Origin of the sequence: Bradyrhizobium guangdongense, from assembly GCF_004114975.1 — a bacterium.
GTDB classification, from domain to species: domain Bacteria; phylum Pseudomonadota; class Alphaproteobacteria; order Rhizobiales; family Xanthobacteraceae; genus Bradyrhizobium; species Bradyrhizobium guangdongense.
In genome coordinates this window covers 54,787-72,277 of the sequence record NZ_CP030052.1, presented here as the reverse complement: position 1 = coordinate 72,277, position 17,491 = coordinate 54,787, and the positions used below count along the sequence as shown (strand labels likewise).

Sequence of the window (17,491 nt, the reverse complement as noted above, 5' to 3'; positions counted from 1 at the left end):
AACGACGAGATGATGAAGCTTCGCGCGCCCGTGGAGAAGGCCCCAGACCTGCGCGAGATGATTGGCTTTGCCGCCAACGGCTGATGAAGCTGGAGGTCGCCGTACAGACCGGAGCGGCCTACGGCGAGCAGAGTGCCAGCGGTTGAACTACGCATTCCCAAACTGCGCAAGGAAGCTACTTCCCGGGTTCCTGGAGCCGCGCCGCATGGCTAAGAAAGCGCTGAGCGCAGTGACGAGGAGGCCTACGTGCAGGGCGTCTCGAACCGCTCGGTGGATCATCTCGTGCAGGCCATGGGCATGACCGGGATCTCCAAAAGCCGGGTCAGCCGGCTCTGCGGTGACATCGAAGACAAGGTGTGAAGGCTTTCCTCGCCTGCCCGATCGAAGGCGACTGGCCGTATTTGCGGACCGACGCCACCCACCTGAAGGTGCACCAGAATAGCCGCATCGTCTCGCTCGCGGTGTTCCTCGCGGCCGGTGTCAACGGCGACGGCCGGCGCGAGATCCTCGGCATGGACATGGGCCCGTCCGAAGCCGAGGCGTTCTGAACGACTTTTCTGCGCAAGCTCGCCCACCGCGGCCTACGTGGCGTAAAGCTGGTTGTGTCCGATGCCCATGAGGGCATCAAGGCCGCCGTCAGCAAGGCGCTCAACGCGACCCGGCAGCGCTGCCGCGCGTCCCCTTCATGCGCAACGTCTTCGCGCATGCGGCAAGAGCCGGCCGGCGCGTCGTGTCCGCCTTCATCGCCACCGCGTTCGCCCAACACAATGTTGAAGCGGCCAGGGCGCAGTGGCGCAAGGTCGCCGATCAGCTCCGGCCTCAAACTGTCCAAGCTCGCGACCCTCATGGACGAAGCCGAGCTCGGCGTGCGAGCCTATATGAGCTTCCCGGCTCCGCACCACGCCAAGCTCCACTCGACCGATCCGATCAAGGGCCTCAACGGCGGAATAAGCGGTGGACCGAAGTCGTCGGCATCTTCCCAATGAAGACGCCATCGGTCGCCTCGTTGGTGCGTTTTTGCTCGAGCAAAACGACCAATGGGTCCTCCAGCGCGCCCGCTACATGACACTGGAAACCATCGCGTCATTGAGCGATCATCGTCGTTCTGCCCGCTGTGGCAGGCTGATGCCTTCCGACCCGCCGGAACATCGGCGGTGACCTGCCGCCAGCTACACCACGCCACGGAACACGATCCGCCCAAAACGCCGTGATCGACGGGCTGAGCCGTCGCCTACAGAACTGCCGCGCGCTCAGATATGCTCCACCAGCGAACTCTCCTTTTCCATGGAAGCTCACGATGCGCTCTCCAGCGTGATCCCAAGAACGCAGGGTTCGAAGCCCGTGGGCGGCGGGCCTACCAATTCTGCCTGCTCTTTCGGCTCGCGAGACGCCAATAAGGATCATGGAGCCAACTCATCGACATGGTCGAGCGGATCGTCGACTCGACCGCACGGCCTGTGCGCGTTCACGGTGATGGCTCCTTCGGCAATTTCAATAATGCGCGCCTGCTAGCACGAGAACTTCGTCAGCGCGGGCGTCCCGGGTGTCGCGTATGAAGGCCCCGGTGAGAGCCGACGCGAACTAGTTGCCAAGGCTCGCATGATGCCATCCACGCAGCATTCCCGGGACTTGAGGCCGTCGCGAAAGCTCGACGTCGCGCTAGTCCTTATCCTCGTCGCGCTCCTGCGACGGATCTGAGATCAGCTTGAGGCGTATCGCCTTGATGATACCCAGGACGCGGGTCCTCGTATCAAGCTCTTGCCGGGCGTTCTTAACATGATAATTGACCGTATTCTCGGTGATCTTCAGTTCCTTCCCCATGACGATCTCCCTTCTGCCCCCAACTGGAGGCATTGTTTTTCGCGCTCGGATAGCTTCACTGACGTATCGTGGTTCATGTTTTAGGCGCTCCGTATTACGACCAGATCGCAATCTCTAACCAGCAAGCCGCATGCCAGTTGGGGGCTTGAGAAAATCAGGCGACAAATGCTTGAGAAAGGGCGGACGATCGATTTGCGTCGCCTTAGCGGTCGAAGCATCGCGACATAAGTCGGAAACTCAACGTCCCCTTTGCAGCACCGGCGACATCAGTCGATATCGATCAAGAAGAGCGCGGCCTAGAATGGGACCGTTTTGCTCTCTTCATCTGCGGCGACGGCGCGGTGTGTAACTGAACAGTAACCGGCATGTGGCCCCCACCGAGCCGCCGCTCGGTTTGCGCTCGATAAAGCCTGGCATGAGCTGATCGGTGGAGGTGGAACGATGGCAAATGCCATGCTTGATGCCAGGCAGGAAGATGACGCCTATCGTCGCGTCGAGGTGATCACCGGGGAGCGCCGACGGCGTCGGTGGACTAGCGAGGAGAAGGCCCGGATCGTGGCAGAGAGCTTTGAGGAGGGTGCGAACATCTCCGAGGTTGCGCGGCGCAATGGCGTTTCGCGCGGGCTGCTTACGGTGTGGCGCCGCCAAGTTGCGGCGGCGGTGGGGGGCAAGGCACCGAACTTCGAGCCAATCGAAATTGGTCCCGGGATCGATAGCGGGACAGCGGGCGAGCATGAACGTATTTCCGGGCTACAGACGAGGCCTTTGGAGATCGCCGCGCCGCCGGCCAAGGTTTGCGGAGTTGTCGAGATCGAGGTGAACGGGGCGCGCATCCGGGTCGAGCCGGGCGTTGAGCTGGCGACGCTGTCGACCGTGCTGGCGGCGCTTCGGGGTATCCGGTGATTGCGCTACGCTCTGACCTCAAGGTGGTGCTGGCGACACAGCCGGTCGATTTCCGCAAGTCGGTGCATACACTGTCGGCACTGGTGAGCGAAGCGCTGCGTGCGAATCCGTATTGTGGTGACGTCTTCGTGTTCCGCAGCAAACGCACGGACAGAGTGAAGCTTCTGGCGTGGGACGGCAGCGGCATGGTGCTGGTGACGAAGTGGTTGCACCAGGGGCACTTCACCTGGTCGCTGATCCGCGAAGGCGTGGTGCATCTCAGTGCGACACAGCTCGCAATGCTGCTCGACGGACTCGAGTGGACGCGCGTCTCGGCCAAGCTCGTGAAGCAGCCGGCAATTGTCGGCTGAGAGGAGAGGATTTCGCTGGAGCCTGCGGCGCGCGGAGGTATGGTCCATTTATGGCGATACGCCCCGGGACGTTTCCCGACTGATCCAGCCGCTCTAACGGAGATGGTGCTCGCGCTCGACGCCCAGAACGAGAAGCTGCGTGTTGCGGTGCAGACGCTCAAGGAGATGATCTTCGGGAAGCGCTCGGAACGCCTTGCCACGCTCGTGGCCGAACAGCTTGCGCTTGAGCTTGACGATCTTGAGACCAGTGTCACGCCGCCTGCAGCTGCCAACGACGATGCACCTGCGGTGAAGCCGTCCGATAAGCTACGTAAGAAGGCGCGCCGCAACATCGGCGCGTTGCCCAAGCATCTGCCGCGCTGTGAGCAGGTCCTGGAGCCGGAGGTGACGGCCTGCCCGTGCTGCCAGGGCCAGCCTCACAAGATCGGCGAGGACGTCAGCGAGGTGTTGAACGTGATCCCGGCGCTCCTGCGCGTGCTGCGCACGATCCGTCCCAAATACGGCTGCCGCGGCTGCACCGATGGCGCGGTCCAGCCAAAGTGCTGCCGCGCCTGATTGAGGGCGGTATGGCCTCGACGGCCCTCGTGAGCCATATGGTGGTCTCGAAGTTCGCCTGGTATTTGCCGCTGTACCGGTAAGTTCAGATCCTGGCCGGCCACGGCATCCATCTTGACCGCGCGACACTCGCCGGTTGGGTCAAACGTACCGCCTGGTGGCTCAGGAGCCTTTATGAGCTGTAGCTGCGGATCATTCAGGCTGCGCCGCGCGTGTTCTGCGACGAGACGCCGATGCCGGTGCTTGATCCAGGACGACATCGTCCCCGCATCTGCCAGTTCTGGGCGCATGCTATGGATCACCGGCCATGGGGTGGCCCCTCGCCGCCGGCGGTTACCTACGTATTCGCCGACGGCCGCGGCACCGAGGAGATCGCCGGACAGTTGACGGGCTTTTGCGGCGTTCTGCAGGTGGACGGTTATGCCGCCTACAAGGCCGTGGCCCGCCGTCATGGCGGCGCGATCCAGCTCGCCTTTTGTCTCGTCCATGCTCGACGCAAATTCGTCCAGGTGTACAAGTCCACGCAGTCGCCATTCGCGCGCGACGTGATTGAACGGCTGCAGGCGGTCTATGCGATCGAGGCAGAGATCCGCGGCAGCAGTGCGGAGCAGCGGCTGGCCGCCCGCCGCACCAGGAGCGCCCCGTTGATGGTGGCGCTCAATGCGCTACTGATTGAGATGAGCTGTTTTCCCAATCGAAGCTGACAGAGGCGATCAACTATGCGCTCAATCACTGGGACGGACTGACGCTGCTTCTCAGCGATGGCCGCGTCGAGGTCGATTCCAACACGGTCGAGCGTTCCATGCGCCCGATTGCCATGGGAAGACGCAACTCCTTGTTCAGCGGGAGCGAAGGCGGTGCCGAGAGCTGGGCCATCCTCGCGTCGCTCATGAACACCGCAAAGCTCCATGAGCTCGATCCGCAAGCCTATCTGACCGACGTGCTGGAGCGCATTGTCTCCGGTGGAACCAAGAGCCATCAACTGCGCGAACTGCTCGCCTGGCACTGGAAGGCGGCGCGCCAGCGCACCGCACAGGCCGCGGCATGAGCCCGGGTCGTCATAAAGCAGCGTCGTCAATGACGGCAGCCGCGATGCCACTCGAGGAGCTCGAGCGATGGCTGCAGGCTAGGGTCGATCAGCATCCTGACGCCACCAATCTCCCCATGCTCGACGGCTACGTCGCCGCAATCGTGGCCGGACCGGTGTCGATGAGCCCACTCGACTGGATCTGCCCGCTGCTCGCCATCGATGCCGATGCCTTCAACCACGGCGGCACCCCGGAGTTTGCAGCCATATCGGCTGTCGTCCTGCGTCACAACGACATCAGCAACACCCTCTCGACCGCACCCGACAGGTTCGCGCCGATGCACCGGCGTAAACCCAGTGGAGACGTCGATCCGCGACCATGGTGCCAAGGCTTCTACGCCGCGATGCGGCTCAAGCTATTGGCGTGGGCACCGTTGCTGGACATCGGCAACGTCAATCACGGCCTACTTCTACCTATCCTGCTGCACTGTCGCGACGATCAGGGCCGACCGCTGCTTGGACCGCCACGAAGCGGCCGCGAGACCAAGAAACTTCTGCGTAACGCCCACGCCGATATTCCCACGGCGGTCGAAGCCTTGCGGCAATACTGGATGCCGATCCGCTACGCCCGCGCTCACTGATCACTGCGGACGTGGGAGCTCATGCCGGTTACCTTCAAAATAACCGCGGCAGCGCAACCTACGGGAATCTCGCAATGCATCCCCGCTTTGGGACTGAAGGCCGTGGGGAGGGGGCCAAGGTCCTCACGCGTGTGTGTCGCCTGACCCCGGCAGTACAATGGTCAAACACTTGATCAACGCAGCCGTGGAAAACGGTTTGGCAAGAAAGCAGATCCCGCCAGCCTTGATCGCTCGTGCGCGCACCCCATCGCCGTGATGAAGATGAACGGCATACGATGACCGGGGCTTCGCATATGCATCAGCAGGTCAATTCCGCTCATCATGGACATTTGGACGTCGGTAATCACGCAGGTCGTCTCGGCCAATGCCGCAGCGCGCAGGAACTCCTCGGCGGAGGCAAAGGCAAGGACCGCGTATCCGTACGATGCCAGAAGATTGCTCGTTGCACTGCGAACGGATGGATCATTGTCGATGACCGAAATGATAGAAGGCTTTGACAAACTGATTGCTCGTGATCCGGGCTGCTCCGCCTGCGGAATGTTCACAGTAGAGGGGCTACGAGCCACATCAGAGGTTTGGGAGCAGCTTGAGTGTCGGGAGAAGGAGACGCTGCAAGACGCGGAACGTCTAACCGAGCAACTTCTGGACCGGCTGATTTCCGAAAGTTTGCCGGACGAATCCGTAACCCAGGATCATGTCAATGTACTGTATCGGCATTGGCCATTGCCGATGTACAATCTCGACCTCCATCCGATCCCGGTATCTCTCGAAGAGCTGAAGGCCGAGCAGGAGCGCCTCCTCTGGGCAGAGGTCGGCGACCCTCGATGACACTGACGATTTGAGTGATCAATCCGATATCAGCATGAGTTTGCGAGGTTTGAGCTGGTCCCGCAAATCTGAACAGCGCGATAAGTGGAGTTTCTGCCTGACGGCGGGCAAGATTGACCCGCGAATCAGGAGCGACGATGAGCAGACGAGCACGGCGGAACGACACTGCGGCTTTCACGGCGAAGGTGGCGCTTGCCGCCCTCAAGGGTGACGGCACGCTGGCACAACTGGCGGAGCAGTTCGACGTTCACCCCAATCAGATCACATCGTGGAAGGCGCAGCTCGAAGGCGGCGCTGCCGATGTGTTCGGTCCGGACGGCGGGAGTCGGATCGCCGAACCCACCATCGACGTGAAGTCGCTGCACACCAAGATCGGCGAGTTGACGCTGGAGAACGAGTTTTTAGAAGGAGCGCTCACCAAGGCGGGATTGCTGAGCGCAAAGCGATGATCGACCGTGAACACGATCTGCCGATCAGCAAGCAGGCGGAAGCCCTGAGCATCAGCCGCGGCAGCGTCGATTACCTGCCGCGTCCGGTGTCGCCCAAAGACCTCGCGCTGATGCAGCGGCTCGACCGGCTGCACCTGGAGTTTCCATTCGCCGGTTCGCGTATGTTGCGACGCCTACTGGCTGCAGAGGGGTGCAAGATCGGCCGCCGGCATTTCAAACCGCTGATGCGGCGGATGGGGATAAAGGCGCTGTACCGCCGTCCGCGCACCACCCAACCCGAGCCCGGGCACAAGATCTATCCATAGCTGCTGCGCGGTATGGAGATCACGCGTCCGAACCAGGTTTGGGCGATGGACATCACCTACATCCCGATGGCACGAGGCGTCGTTTATCTGGCCGTGGTGCTGGACTGGGCGACCCGCCGGGCGCTGTCGTGGCGGCTGTCGATCACCATGGAGGCCGCATTCTGCGTCGCGCCACTGGAAGATGCCATGGCCCGTCACGGCAAGCCGGAGATCTTCAACACCGACCAGGGCTCGCAGTTCACCGGCGCGGCGTTCACCGGAGTGCTCGCTGACAATGACATCGCCATCAGCATGGAGGCCGCGGCGCCTGGCGGGACAACGTGTTCGTCGAGCGGCTGTGGCGCAGCGTCAAATACGAGGAGGTGTATCTGCGGGCCTACGACAGCGTCAGCGAAGCTCGCGCCTCGATCGGCCGTTATTTGGACTTCTACAATTGCCGCCGTCCACATTCGAGCCTTGACGGCGGCACACCGGATCAAGCCTACTTCACCTCGCTGCCGCTTCGCACGGCAGCCTAAACCCGGCAGAGGCTCCACTTATCGACGCGCAGTTGCTGTTCAGACAACCGGGACCAGGTCAGTTACGCGGCCAAGGTCATTCGAATGGGACGCCTTCTTTGGTGTACCCAAGTTTGTCGGCGGCGACCACTAGTTCGTCTCAGGGTGGGTCGCGCATTTATATGGCTTGGTCACGCCTTGGTCGAAATGCATCTCGCCGAGGCACGAAGAGACACCCGCTATAGGGGCTATGACCGCAGCTTTTCGATCTCCGAACGCAACTGCGCATGTTTTTCAGGATTTTGCGTTTTCAATTTTGCGATATTGAGCAGCTTCCGCCGAACCGCCGGTAATTGCGCGGCCTGCGGTAAGCCGATAGGCCTCGAAGTCCGGCTCGCCGTCATGGAGCGTTAGCAGAAAGCGCATCGCCGCGTCGTCGAGCCGTGCAAGCATATCGGACAATAACCGCGACCGCGCTGCCTTGAGCTCGTTGAGGCCGACGGGCGGCACCGTCACTCCCTCGAACTCCTTGGCAAAGATGTCATCAAGTTCTGACAATGACGGACGGACGAGTTCATGCGGAGGACGCCCCGAACTTGCGACGTAGACGAGGAACGTGCGGTAGAGCGCGTCGGTCAGTTCTTCATTGTCATACAGAAACTTCACCTCGAAGAGGTCGCGCGGATGCTGTCGGTCGACAGCAGCATTGAGCTTGCCGCCGAAGAGATCCTCGAATGCCACCACTTGCATCTCCGCAAATCCGAAGGCTTCGGCGGCCGGATCGCTGACGACGCGAAGCTCGGGAGCGTGAACCTTGCCGCATGCGACAGGTGACGTCTCGACTTTGATTTCGGCGCCAGCCTGCCGGACGAGGAGCCGCGTGTCGTTATTGTCGCTGCCGGCGATGCGCTGAACGCTGACGCCGCGGAGATCACGCTGAATATCCTCGCGAATGCGATCAAGAGCGGCGTCGATCCCTGCGAGGGTTGCGTCGCGGTCGCCGATCGGCAAGTAGACGAGGTCAATATCGACCTACAGTCGTGGCATGTCGCGATAAACGAGATTGATCGCGGTGCCGCCTTTCAGAGCGAAGCTGTCCTGACTCGCGATGTAGGGCAATGTCCGGACCAGCAGCTCCACCTGGCGCATGTATCGTTCACGCGCCATCGACCGTTTCCTGTGGCACGAGCTCGGCCGGAACTGTCATGCGACAGGTCGGGTGAAGCCGCCCGCCTTGCACAAGGCTGCGGTCACCGCGGCCCAATTCTATATGGGCGGTGTCGATGTGCTTTCGCCACGGATGTACATGCTTGTCCGCATAAATGAAAAACAAGCGCTTGACTTTGATGCTGCGGCACTCCTCGAGCAGTTGGTTCAGCAGTTTTGGTCGCAGGCTCACCAAGCCCTCGAACAGCGTATCGACCTTTTGGAAGCTTTCATCCGCAGGGAGCTCATCCAGCATTTCGAGAATCGCTCTCTCAGGCGAAGACATCCTGATCGGCCATCTCCAGGGGCTGAGCGCAAGTTCGCTGTTATCGTTGTCCGACAGGCTGAATGCGGCATCCTCGACGCCGACCGGCTGAGATCCAAACGGTGCGTCGGATGTCTGAGCGGTCAGGAAGGTCCCGCGGCTGAAAGAATCCGAACGGCGACCCGAGCAGCCTTCGAGGACCTTGTCACCCAAGCGATCAACGGACAGGTTGCTTTCATGATCATCGCCGGCGATCTCTATGATGGCGACTGGCGCGATTTTCAGACCGGGCTCCTTTTCGTCCGGCAGATGGGGCGCCTGCGCGCGGCGAACATCCCGGCTTTCGTTCTTCACGGCAATCACGACGTTGAAAGTCAGATCACTAAACGGTTGCCACTCCAGGACAACGTGCAGGTGTTCAGCTATCGCAAATCCCAGACCTTCAAACTCGACGATCCTCGCGTTGCGATCCACAGTCAGAGCTTCCGTATGCAGGCGACGACGGATAACGCGGCGGCGGCTTATCCACCGCCCGTGAAGGGGTATTTCAACATCGGTGTTCTACACACCGCCCGTGGAGGACCGAAAGGCCCCCATGAGAATTACGCACCGGGTACGCTCGATGAACTGGTAAACAAGGGCTACGACTACTGGGCTCTTGCACACGTGCATCAGGGCGGCGTGCTGCACGAGCAGCCGCACGTCTCTGCGGCAACCTGCAAGGCCGCCATATCCGCGAAGCCGGCGCAAAGTCGGCGCAGTTGATCACGGTGAGGGACGGCGCGCTGCAAGGCATTGAGCCATTGCATACCGACGTCGTGCGATGGATATATCTCGACGTGCCGGTTGGCGAACGCGCACGATTTGGGGACGTCATCGATCAAATCAAGAGCATCATCGGCGAGGCCACCAGAAACGCAGAGGGCCGGTTGCTGGCCTGCCGCATCCAGCTGAGCGGCGCGACCGCTCTCCATGGCGAGTTGCTGGCCTCCGGGCTGCAATTGCTGGCGGAAGCGCGCGCCGCAGCCCTCGCGCTCGGTGAAGAGGTCGCCTGGATCGAACGCGTTATCAATGTGACCAGATCGGCATCGGCGGTCTGCATTCTGTCGGATGGGAGCGCGATCAACGATCTCCCTGTCCTGCTGGCTCATGCTGCGGACGACGCTGACTTGCAGGCGGAGATCGCGAGCGATCTGGGCGATCTCGTCCGCAGGCTTCCGCATGATGCCGCGCTGGATATCGACGATCCGCTTCTGGAGGCGGCGATCAACAAAGACTTTGGCGCGGTGATTGAGCAGGCAGGCGCATATCTGAGCGCGCGCTTGGCTGCGAGAGAGGCGGTGATCCATGCGTGTCCGTTCCCTTGACCTGATCCGGTACGGACACTTCACCGAAGCCTCGCTTCATATTCCGTCTGAAGGGCCCGATTTTCATATCGTGTATGGCGAGAACGAGGCCGGCAAGTCGACGACGATGTCGGCGATTGAAGAGCTGCTGTTCGGGATTCCGGGTCAGTCTGCAAGAAACGTTCTTCATGAGAACGCGGCGTTGCGCATCGGCGCGACGTTGGAACGTGAGGGAACGGAGCTATCGATCCGGCGGCGCAAGGGCAACAAGGACACGCTGCTCGGCCTTGACGAGCTGCCTCTTCCTGCGGGCGACGGGCTGCTTGGACCGTTGGTCGGCGGGATAGATCGCGCATTCTTCTGCCGGATGTTCTGTCTCGCCCATGAGCGCCTGCGCGATGGCGGCCGGGACATCATCCAGGCCAAGGACGATGTCGGCGCGACCTTGTTCGCCGCGGGGGCGGGCGTCTCCGGTCTTCGCGATCGACTGGCGGCGATGCAGGAAGAAGCGGACGGGCTGTGGGGCAGCCGCAGGGCGGGGCACCGGAAATATTACCAGGCGGAGGAACGTCTCAAAGAGGCCGAAGCGACGTTGCGCCAACACACGGTCACCGCGACCAAATGGCAGGAGCTGAAATCCGCCTATGAAGAGGCGCGCGACGCTGTGTCCAGATCGAGAAAGAGATCGAAGAGCAAGTCGCCGAGCTCGCCAAAATCGTGCGCGTCCGGCGCGTTTATCGCAACGTACGGCGTCTCGGCGAAATCGAATACGAGATAACGGCCCTCGGCGTCGTTGCCGATCTGCCCGCTGATGCCGCGAAGCAATTCGACAAGGCGTCGGCCGATAACGCCGCCGCGGAGGCGCGCATCACAGCCTTTCAGAAACAGATAGCAACGTTCAGCGCTGAGCGCGCCGCGATCGCGATAGACGATAACGTTCTGCTCCATGAGGCGGAGATCGAACGCCTGTCCAAGCTCAGAATCCAGCTCGCTTCGGGAAGAGCTGATTGCCAAAGCGGCGGGCGGAGCTCGCAGCGGCGGAAGACGCTCTCAAGTGGGCCGCGTCCGAACTGGCTTGGACGGGTGAGACCGCCGAGCTGGTTGATAGAATCCCGCCGCGTGCCAAAGCTTCGGCCGTGCAAGGCTTGCTGACCTCTCGCGGCGGCCGCTTTGCGGCCGTCGAGAATGCCCAGAAGACCCTTGAAGACGCGGGCGAAAAGCTGGCCAATCTCCAGGCTCGCATTGAGGCGATCGGGACCCCCCAGGATCTGTCGGGCTTGGCGGGCGTGGTCAAATCCACTTCCGCCTTGGGCGATCTTGACGCTCCTCTCCTGGCTACCCAGCGAGAGTATCGGGACGCGGATGAACTATGTCGGCAGCAAATGGCGATGATGAATCCCGCGGTCGTTGACGAGACGAGTTTGCGCGCCATGAAAATCCTGGTCGAAGCCGCAGTGAAGGCACATCGCGACGCGGTGCGCGATCTTGAAGGCCGTACTCAAAGCCAGCAAGCGGCTATCCGCGATCCGACTCGGGCTGTCGAGAACAATCGAAAGTCCTACGCGCGGTTGGTATCCGATGAAAAGATCGTGTCGGCCGAGGATTTGACGAAGCTGCGGGAACGCCGGGACGCAGGATGGCCTATCATCAGGCGTCGGCATGTCGACAATATCGCAGTGCCGGAATCGGAAGAGCGCGCCTTCGCAGATGGCGACGCGCTGCTCCACGCCTATGAAACGGCTGTCGGCCATGCCGATGCGGCGGCGGATCAGCGGTTTCAGAACGCAGAGTCGACGGCTGCGGCCATGGTGCTGGCTCGGCAGATCGCCGACCAGCAAGACGCTCTCGACTCCAACAAGCAAGAACTTGCCTCGTTAGCTGCAGAGCGGAGCGCCTTGGCCATGCCTGGGCCGGCATGTGGAACGGTGTCACGGATGGCCCGTTGCCCCCTGACGAGATGCTCGACTGGCTCGACGCGAGGGCCGATCTGCTGGATCAGATCGCCAAGCGCGACGGCGCAGCTCGCTCGGCAACGTCGCTGCAACACGAAATCGCAGAAGCCAAGCGACAGCTAGTGGGCTTGCTGCAGGATACGGCGATTGCGGCCTCGGCAGGCAGCCTGCCCCTGAACGGCATTTTGGCGACGGCGGAAGTGCGCATCCGCACGGAAGAGGCGAATGCGCAAAAGCGGACCGAGCTTGCGCTCGATGAGCGGAAGCTCAAGGCCGACGTCGAGCGCAAGCGCGGTGTGGTCGAGGGCGCCGAGAAAGAACGCGCCGCCTGGAATGCGCAGTGGAAGGACGCCTTGGCGGCGCTCAGTCTTTCGGCTGAAGGTCCCATTGAGACCATTCAGGAGCAAATCGACGCGATCGACCAGATGCGCGAGACGTCAGTTAAGATTGCGGACTTGCAGCACGAGCGAATCGGAAAGATCGAGCGCGACATCAAGGCGTTTGCAACGGAGGTCGAAAGGCTCGTTGCATCGGTGTCGGTGCAGCTGGCGGGTGAGGACGCAGACGAGGCCGCCCTCAAGCTTCATGCACGATTGAATGCGTCGAAGCAGGCGCGTGACTCACTTAACGAGAAGAGTGAAGCGGTTGAAAATCTTCAGAAGAAGCTGGACGACTGCGACAGGTCGAGAAATGACGCGCGGGTCATTATGACAGGGCTCCAACGGGCGGCCGGCGCTGGAACGATCGACGCGTTGCGCGAAGCTATTCAGCGGTCTGACCAACAACGCGCGCTCAAGGATGAACGGGCGCGGTTGCGCGACGCTCGAAGCCGATGGTGACGGTCTTGGCCTAGTGGTTCTCGCCGAGGAGTGCCACAGCAACGATCCCGACCAGGCTGCGGCGCGGGAACAGACTTTGAAGAAATCGCTCGAAGAGGTCCGGGAGCGGCAACTGACCAATATCCAGCACAGTAAAGATACCGAGCGCGTATTCGAGGCCGTCGGCGGCGACGCTGCCGCGCAATATGCGCGCGTTCGTTCGGCGTCGGTGATCCTCAGATGGGCGATCGAGCGGTTCCGGCGTGAAAAGCAGGCGCCGCTGCTCAAGCGAGCCGGGGAATTGTTCTCGATCCTGACCGCCGGTTCCTTCGAACGGCTTACGCTCGCATACGATGAGAAGGATGTTCCGCACCTAGCGGGTCTGCGCGGGGATGGAGGCGCCGTCCCAGTATCAGGACTGAGCGAAGGCGCGGCCGATCAGTTGTTGATGGCCTTACGCATCGCTGCCGTAGAAGAGTATCTTACGCATTCCGCGCCAGCGCCATTTATCGCCGATGATCTTTTCATCAATTATGACGATGCGCGGGCTGCGGCTGGTTTCAAAGTCCTGCAACAGCTGGCGGAAAAGACGCAAGTGCTCTTCTTCACTCATCATCAGCATCTGGTCGGCGTTGCCCGCACAGCTTTCGACGGGCATGTGGCGACCGCGGTTCTCGAACCCCGCGGGGTTCCGATAAAGAACGTGGCCTGACGGGTAGACGGCATCAGCGCGAGGGATCGAAGCCGGACGGCGGGTGGGCTCGTTCACGAGCCCGGCCGGTGAGCCAGCACGCGGAGCGCGCTGCCGAGGCTATTCCTCAAGCCGCCATCGGCTATGCAGGGGCCTTGCCGATGGTAATCGCATCGCCGACAAAGCACCGCAGCGGCGTTGATCTTCTTTAGGATCTCGATGGGCGAGGTTGAAATTGGATGAGATTGCGGGCGACTTCAATTTCGGGAACTGCAAAGACTGGCCGATAGCAGTGAGGCGACTATCTGCACTCTCTGTTAGAAAACGGGCGTTCGGTGTACCTGCGAACGATCCGAACGACTCCGTCGCCTGATCACGCGCAATCATACAGCACGCCAACGACTCCTCGCGCAGTGACCAAGGTCGGTATCACGCCGAAGATATCGGTCGCCTCGGTCGCGAGGACAATCGACGAACCGAGGCCGCCGATCGTCTCGAATTGGCGGAGGTGAGCCAACTTACCGGGCAGACGGGCACCGGCCCGCTTGAGAATGCTCGTACCATCATCGAGCGTTACTGCGACAAGTGTGTTCTCCCATCGATCGAGATAGCCAATTGTTAGCTCGGCGCCGCCCAAAATGATCTGACCGGGAAGCGCGAGTGGAACGGCGCTGTCCTCTCTGACGCGGTAAGCGACGACGACGTGCGCAAGCTCCGGCACCATATCGACAGGCGTTGCCTCGCCACTTCCAGGCGGCGGCGGCATATCGGTGAAGATTGCGCCGACAATGCGGTGCACGCGCAGCTTGCTCTCGTCGAACGTCAGTGTCGGGCGCGAGGTCCGCGGGTCGGGCATCTGCGCAGCTAGCGAGACACCGATTGCGCCACGTGACGTCACCAGCCGTCGTGCCAGCACTCGATTGCGATACTGAGCAATCACAAGATGTTGGTCGCGGCCAGGATAAGGTTCAACCTCGACGATCGCGACCGCGCCGCCGGGGATAGCAAAGCCCAACGTGTCGCCGCGGACGTAGAAGAGCGCTTTGCCCTCGAACCATTCGCCACTAAGCCGTTCGACAGCAACATCTTGCGTCCCGCCCACGGGCAATTCGCCGACGAACGCGGCGATTTCTGGGCAGAGCGGAACGGAAAAGGTGGGGCGGATGATCGGCCGCAAGGGCGCGACGTCCGTTCTGCTCTCGGAAGGCGCGAGTGGCTCGCGCCACCGGTACAAGCGAAATTGTTCGTGGACCTTTTCGATGCTGGTCCGCAGCCGCGCGAAGTCGGCTTCGACAGCCTTTACGTCCATGTAGCTGATCGACGCCTTGTCGTGGTGCGACGTGTTGAGGACACGCCGCGGCTCCGCCCCTTCGGCGAGGGCGGTATCCTCCGCGAACCGCTTGACGACCGGATTGGCAAACAGTTCGCCTGTCCCGATCGAGACGAGCCCGCGCAGCTTGTCCATCAGAGGGATGAGCGTCAGCGGCTTCGTCGATGTGGCATACGCGGGATGAGCAACATCATCGAATAGATCACCGAGCCGCGATTCGAGGAAGACGCGCAGGCCGCATAGTTCTGTGCGTCAGAAGCGGAATCGGAGTTCATATGAAACGCGTGGCGCCCGCGATCGATCTCCTCGATCGCTGGCGAGACGATGAGAGTCGGCCGCACCGCGTTCACCGGGTGGACAGATAGATGCTCAACGCGGTCGGCGGCACGATTCTCGGCAACGAGCGAGCGGGCGAACTTGCGATCGTGGGTGGTCACTAGAAGCTGAGCGCCCGCCTCGGCGAGCCCAGCCAAACCTCGCGCGAGGCGCTCGCGATTGTCGTTGTCGAGCATTCTGCGGGTCGTCGAGCACCAGCAATGACAGACCGCCGCGGGTTGTGAGGACGTGCTCGCGGAAGGCGAGAAAGAAGCCGAGCAGCGCGCCGCGCAGCGCAGAAGCGTTGGAGACATGCTGGGCAGGTGCGGTCACGCCCTCGCGGCCGACCTTGAGCTCAAGTACGCCCCGTGCGTCCATACCAGTTCCGGTAAGGTCGGGAGCAAAGCCGGTCGCGTTGCGGTAGATCGCGCGCCGCCAGTGCTCCGACCGGTTGTGCAGCTTCGCCCGTAGCGCCTCAACCTGAGACTGGGCGAGCTCGGCGAGTGGCACAAGCAGATCAAGCGCGGATACGGCCCTGCAGCAGGCGTCCATACGCGCCTGCTTCGATGCATGTTCCACGCGGGCGGCTTCTATCCGGCGAACATATTCGATCGCGGTATTAAGCGGCGCGACGCCCTCAACGATCGCGAGCAGCGATGACAATCGGCGGCCGATCGCCCGGCTCGCGTCGGCGGCACCGTCCTGGCCGCGCCGAACGGCTGGAGGAAACTCTTCAGTGCTGCGGCGTTGGCTCCGCGCCATTCGGCGAACGCCAACGCACGCACAGTGCGGTCGACTATCCGCTGCAACGCCGTCGTTCCAGTCACCAATACGGCAGGCAGCACACGAGTGTCCGGTTCTTCGAAGGCAGGCAAAGTCGCGAGGCGCTCATCCACGAGCGCCGAAGCATCGGCGCGAAGCGCCGATAGCGCACCGCGGAACGATTCCGTCCCGAACAGTTCGTCAATCAATCCAGCTCTCAATAAGTCGATGGGTGACCCTGGCAAGTCGCCGCGGGTTTCCTTCGCGAGGGTAGGCGGAAGATCTTGGAGGAGGCGACTGCACCAGTGCGACGACATTCGGCGACGGTGCGCGCGATAACCTCGCGGTCTCGCGTGGCTTCCGCTAGGTGGTCGCTGACCGTATTACCAGTAACCGGATCGCATTCCCCGTGGAGCGGGCCGACGCAAACCGGGCACATGCCGTCATCGGCATGGCCATGCTCGTGCATCCAGGCGGAAAGCCTAGCGTACAGCTGCGCCCGCCGCGCGCGGTCGGGGCTCGCAGCAAGCGCGGCCAGCGTCGCCGCCTCGGCATCGATCTGCGCCAACAGTCTGGCGACCACCGCGATCTCGTCGGCGCTCGCCGACAGGGCCGAGAGCCGCGCGATGGAGGGCAACTCGCTGAGATGCTTCGATAGCTGTTCGATGGCTGGCCGAATGCTCGCCTCGAGGTCGTCGCGGGCCTTCTTGTCCTCGGGGTTGAATTGTTCGCCCAATACTTCGCGCGCCTTGGCCAGTGCCGTCGCCTTCAGGGCCGCGAAATGCTCATTGATCTTCTGGATTCCGCCTTTGGAATCCTCAGCATCGACCGCAGGTGCATCTCCTTCGAATGCGATGGCGGGAAATTCCGCGACGGCGCCGGCGAGGTCGTCGGCAGCCTGCTGGTAGCGTTCTACGACTGATGCGTTGGGCTTCGAGTTCCTTGGTCGTGCGCTTGGCAATCCGCTCGGACGCTTTACCGGCATGCTTGGCGAGATCGACGAGGTCAGCGAGGCCGGTCAGGCGGGCGACTGCCTCGCCGAGTTGCGACGTAGAGCCGACCGCCAGAAACGGCAGCAGCGCGGGCATGGTCGTCGCAATGCGCGAGGCAATTGGGTCGATGCCGATTGCGTCGAGATCGGGCGGTGTCTCGGTGATCTTGCCGCGCGGGGTGCGGCCCTCCTGGTGGCGGAGGGGTGGCAGCGGGTCACCGTGGGCGTCGACGAAGGTTAGCTCGACCCAACTGTCGGCTGGAATCGCCTCGCCGTCCGCAGGCAGATCGCTAGCTTTGTGTGGCATAGGCGTGATTGCCGACATCGGGTGCGTCGTTACCGTGTCGTCGTTGCGCGCGGCCTCGCAAACGAACTCGGTCGGTCCCTCCTCGGGTGGGCGCTGGGAGCGGATGAGGTGACCGGTCAAACACCAGACGAT

Annotated in this window: 17 protein-coding genes and 5 pseudogenes; 13 read left to right on the top strand and 9 right to left on the bottom strand. The window is 62.1% G+C overall.

What is annotated here, in order from left to right; translation table 11 throughout:
* Positions 1-9 precede the first annotated feature (9 nt).
* Positions 10-1,158 (top strand): annotated as a pseudogene (locus X265_RS35985) (IS256 family transposase).
* Positions 1,159-1,659: 501 nt separating this feature from the next.
* Here the strand turns inward: X265_RS35985 and X265_RS35980 are convergent.
* Complete coding sequence (locus X265_RS35980) at positions 1,660-1,821, bottom strand: helix-turn-helix domain-containing protein (RefSeq protein ID WP_232995617.1); 162 nt, start codon at positions 1,819-1,821, stop codon at positions 1,660-1,662.
* A 441-nt stretch (positions 1,822-2,262) separates the two neighbouring features.
* Between X265_RS35980 and tnpA the strand changes: the two genes are divergently transcribed.
* From tnpA to X265_RS35960, 4 genes and pseudogenes are all read left to right on the top strand, one after another.
* Positions 2,263-2,724, top strand: coding sequence for an IS66-like element accessory protein TnpA (gene tnpA, locus X265_RS42375; protein ID WP_128929789.1), 462 nt, complete (start codon positions 2,263-2,265; stop codon positions 2,722-2,724).
* Positions 2,721-3,074 (top strand): IS66 family insertion sequence element accessory protein TnpB, encoded by a 354-nt coding sequence (gene tnpB / locus X265_RS35970; protein ID WP_128929788.1) that lies wholly within the window; start codon positions 2,721-2,723, stop codon positions 3,072-3,074. The genes tnpA and tnpB overlap by 4 nt, the downstream gene beginning before the upstream one ends.
* A 39-nt stretch (positions 3,075-3,113) precedes the next feature.
* A pseudogene (gene tnpC, locus X265_RS35965) lies at positions 3,114-4,677 on the top strand (IS66 family transposase).
* Positions 4,678-4,706: 29 nt separating this feature from the next.
* Positions 4,707-5,297 carry a YecA/YgfB family protein gene (locus X265_RS35960; RefSeq protein WP_128955102.1) on the top strand — a complete coding sequence of 197 codons (591 nt, stop codon included), beginning with the start codon at positions 4,707-4,709 and terminating at the stop codon, positions 5,295-5,297.
* A gap of 123 nt (positions 5,298-5,420) precedes the next feature.
* Here the strand turns inward: X265_RS35960 and X265_RS35955 are convergent.
* Positions 5,421-5,797 (bottom strand): annotated as a pseudogene (locus X265_RS35955) (response regulator transcription factor).
* Between X265_RS35955 and X265_RS35950 the strand changes: the two are divergent.
* The gene (locus tag X265_RS35950; protein WP_128955101.1) at positions 5,769-6,125 is read left to right on the top strand and encodes a hypothetical protein; all 357 of its coding nucleotides are present in this window, start codon (positions 5,769-5,771) and stop codon (positions 6,123-6,125) included. The pseudogene X265_RS35955 and the gene X265_RS35950 overlap by 29 nt on opposite strands.
* 137 nt (positions 6,126-6,262) lie before the next feature.
* A pseudogene (locus tag X265_RS35945) lies at positions 6,263-7,397 on the top strand (IS3 family transposase).
* A gap of 227 nt (positions 7,398-7,624) precedes the next feature.
* On the opposite strand, the pseudogene X265_RS35940 reads toward X265_RS35945, so the two are convergent.
* Positions 7,625-8,543 (bottom strand): annotated as a pseudogene (locus X265_RS35940) (nucleotidyl transferase AbiEii/AbiGii toxin family protein).
* A complete protein-coding gene (locus X265_RS35935) occupies positions 8,533-9,060 on the bottom strand; it encodes a type IV toxin-antitoxin system AbiEi family antitoxin domain-containing protein (RefSeq protein WP_232995616.1) in 528 nt (175 codons plus the stop codon). The pseudogene X265_RS35940 and the gene X265_RS35935 overlap by 11 nt, the downstream one beginning before the upstream one ends.
* Before the next feature lie 24 nt (positions 9,061-9,084).
* On the opposite strand from X265_RS35935, the gene X265_RS40990 reads away from it, so the two are divergent.
* From X265_RS40990 to X265_RS35925, 3 genes are read left to right on the top strand one after another with little or no spacing between them, the layout of a single operon-like run.
* A complete protein-coding gene (locus X265_RS40990; RefSeq protein ID WP_167506287.1) occupies positions 9,085-9,612 on the top strand; it encodes a metallophosphoesterase family protein in 528 nt (175 codons plus the stop codon).
* Positions 9,613-9,617: 5 nt separating this feature from the next.
* A complete protein-coding gene (locus X265_RS40985) occupies positions 9,618-10,214 on the top strand; it encodes a hypothetical protein (RefSeq protein WP_488230385.1) in 597 nt (198 codons plus the stop codon).
* Positions 10,195-10,971, top strand: a complete 777-nt coding sequence (locus X265_RS35925) for an ATP-binding protein (protein WP_128929785.1) — start codon at positions 10,195-10,197, stop codon at positions 10,969-10,971. The genes X265_RS40985 and X265_RS35925 overlap by 20 nt, the downstream gene beginning before the upstream one ends.
* Before the next feature lie 589 nt (positions 10,972-11,560).
* On the opposite strand, the gene X265_RS40885 is transcribed toward X265_RS35925, so the two are convergent.
* Positions 11,561-12,031 (bottom strand): hypothetical protein, encoded by a 471-nt coding sequence (locus X265_RS40885; RefSeq protein ID WP_128958632.1) that lies wholly within the window; start codon positions 12,029-12,031, stop codon positions 11,561-11,563.
* A gap of 104 nt (positions 12,032-12,135) precedes the next feature.
* On the opposite strand from X265_RS40885, the gene X265_RS40880 reads away from it, so the two are divergent.
* Both X265_RS40880 and X265_RS35915 read left to right on the top strand, forming a co-directional pair.
* Positions 12,136-12,984: a coiled-coil domain-containing protein gene (locus X265_RS40880; RefSeq protein ID WP_128958633.1), complete on the top strand. Its 849-nt coding sequence runs from the start codon at positions 12,136-12,138 to the stop codon at positions 12,982-12,984.
* Positions 12,944-13,675 (top strand): ATP-binding protein, encoded by a 732-nt coding sequence (locus X265_RS35915; RefSeq protein ID WP_128929783.1) that lies wholly within the window; start codon positions 12,944-12,946, stop codon positions 13,673-13,675. Before X265_RS40880 ends, X265_RS35915 begins: the two co-directional genes overlap by 41 nt.
* Before the next feature lie 352 nt (positions 13,676-14,027).
* Here the strand turns inward: X265_RS35915 and X265_RS41650 are convergent, their stop codons facing one another.
* The 4 genes from X265_RS41650 to X265_RS41635 form a co-directional block, all read right to left on the bottom strand.
* On the bottom strand, positions 14,028-15,119 hold the full coding sequence (locus X265_RS41650) for a hypothetical protein (RefSeq protein ID WP_210326185.1): 1,092 nt from the start codon (positions 15,117-15,119) through the stop codon (positions 14,028-14,030).
* Between the two features lie 14 nt (positions 15,120-15,133).
* Positions 15,134-15,496, bottom strand: coding sequence for an ATP-binding cassette domain-containing protein (locus tag X265_RS41645; RefSeq protein WP_206733200.1), 363 nt, complete (start codon positions 15,494-15,496; stop codon positions 15,134-15,136).
* Between the two features lie 393 nt (positions 15,497-15,889).
* Positions 15,890-16,270 carry a hypothetical protein gene (locus X265_RS41640; protein ID WP_206733201.1) on the bottom strand — a complete coding sequence of 127 codons (381 nt, stop codon included), beginning with the start codon at positions 16,268-16,270 and terminating at the stop codon, positions 15,890-15,892.
* A gap of 8 nt (positions 16,271-16,278) precedes the next feature.
* Complete coding sequence (locus tag X265_RS41635) at positions 16,279-17,046, bottom strand: hypothetical protein (protein ID WP_206733544.1); 768 nt, start codon at positions 17,044-17,046, stop codon at positions 16,279-16,281.
* Here X265_RS41635 and X265_RS41630 point away from each other — a divergent pair.
* Positions 17,045-17,293: a hypothetical protein gene (locus tag X265_RS41630; RefSeq protein ID WP_206733545.1), complete on the top strand. Its 249-nt coding sequence runs from the start codon at positions 17,045-17,047 to the stop codon at positions 17,291-17,293. The genes X265_RS41635 and X265_RS41630 overlap by 2 nt on opposite strands.
* The last annotated feature ends 198 nt before the right edge of the window (positions 17,294-17,491 follow it).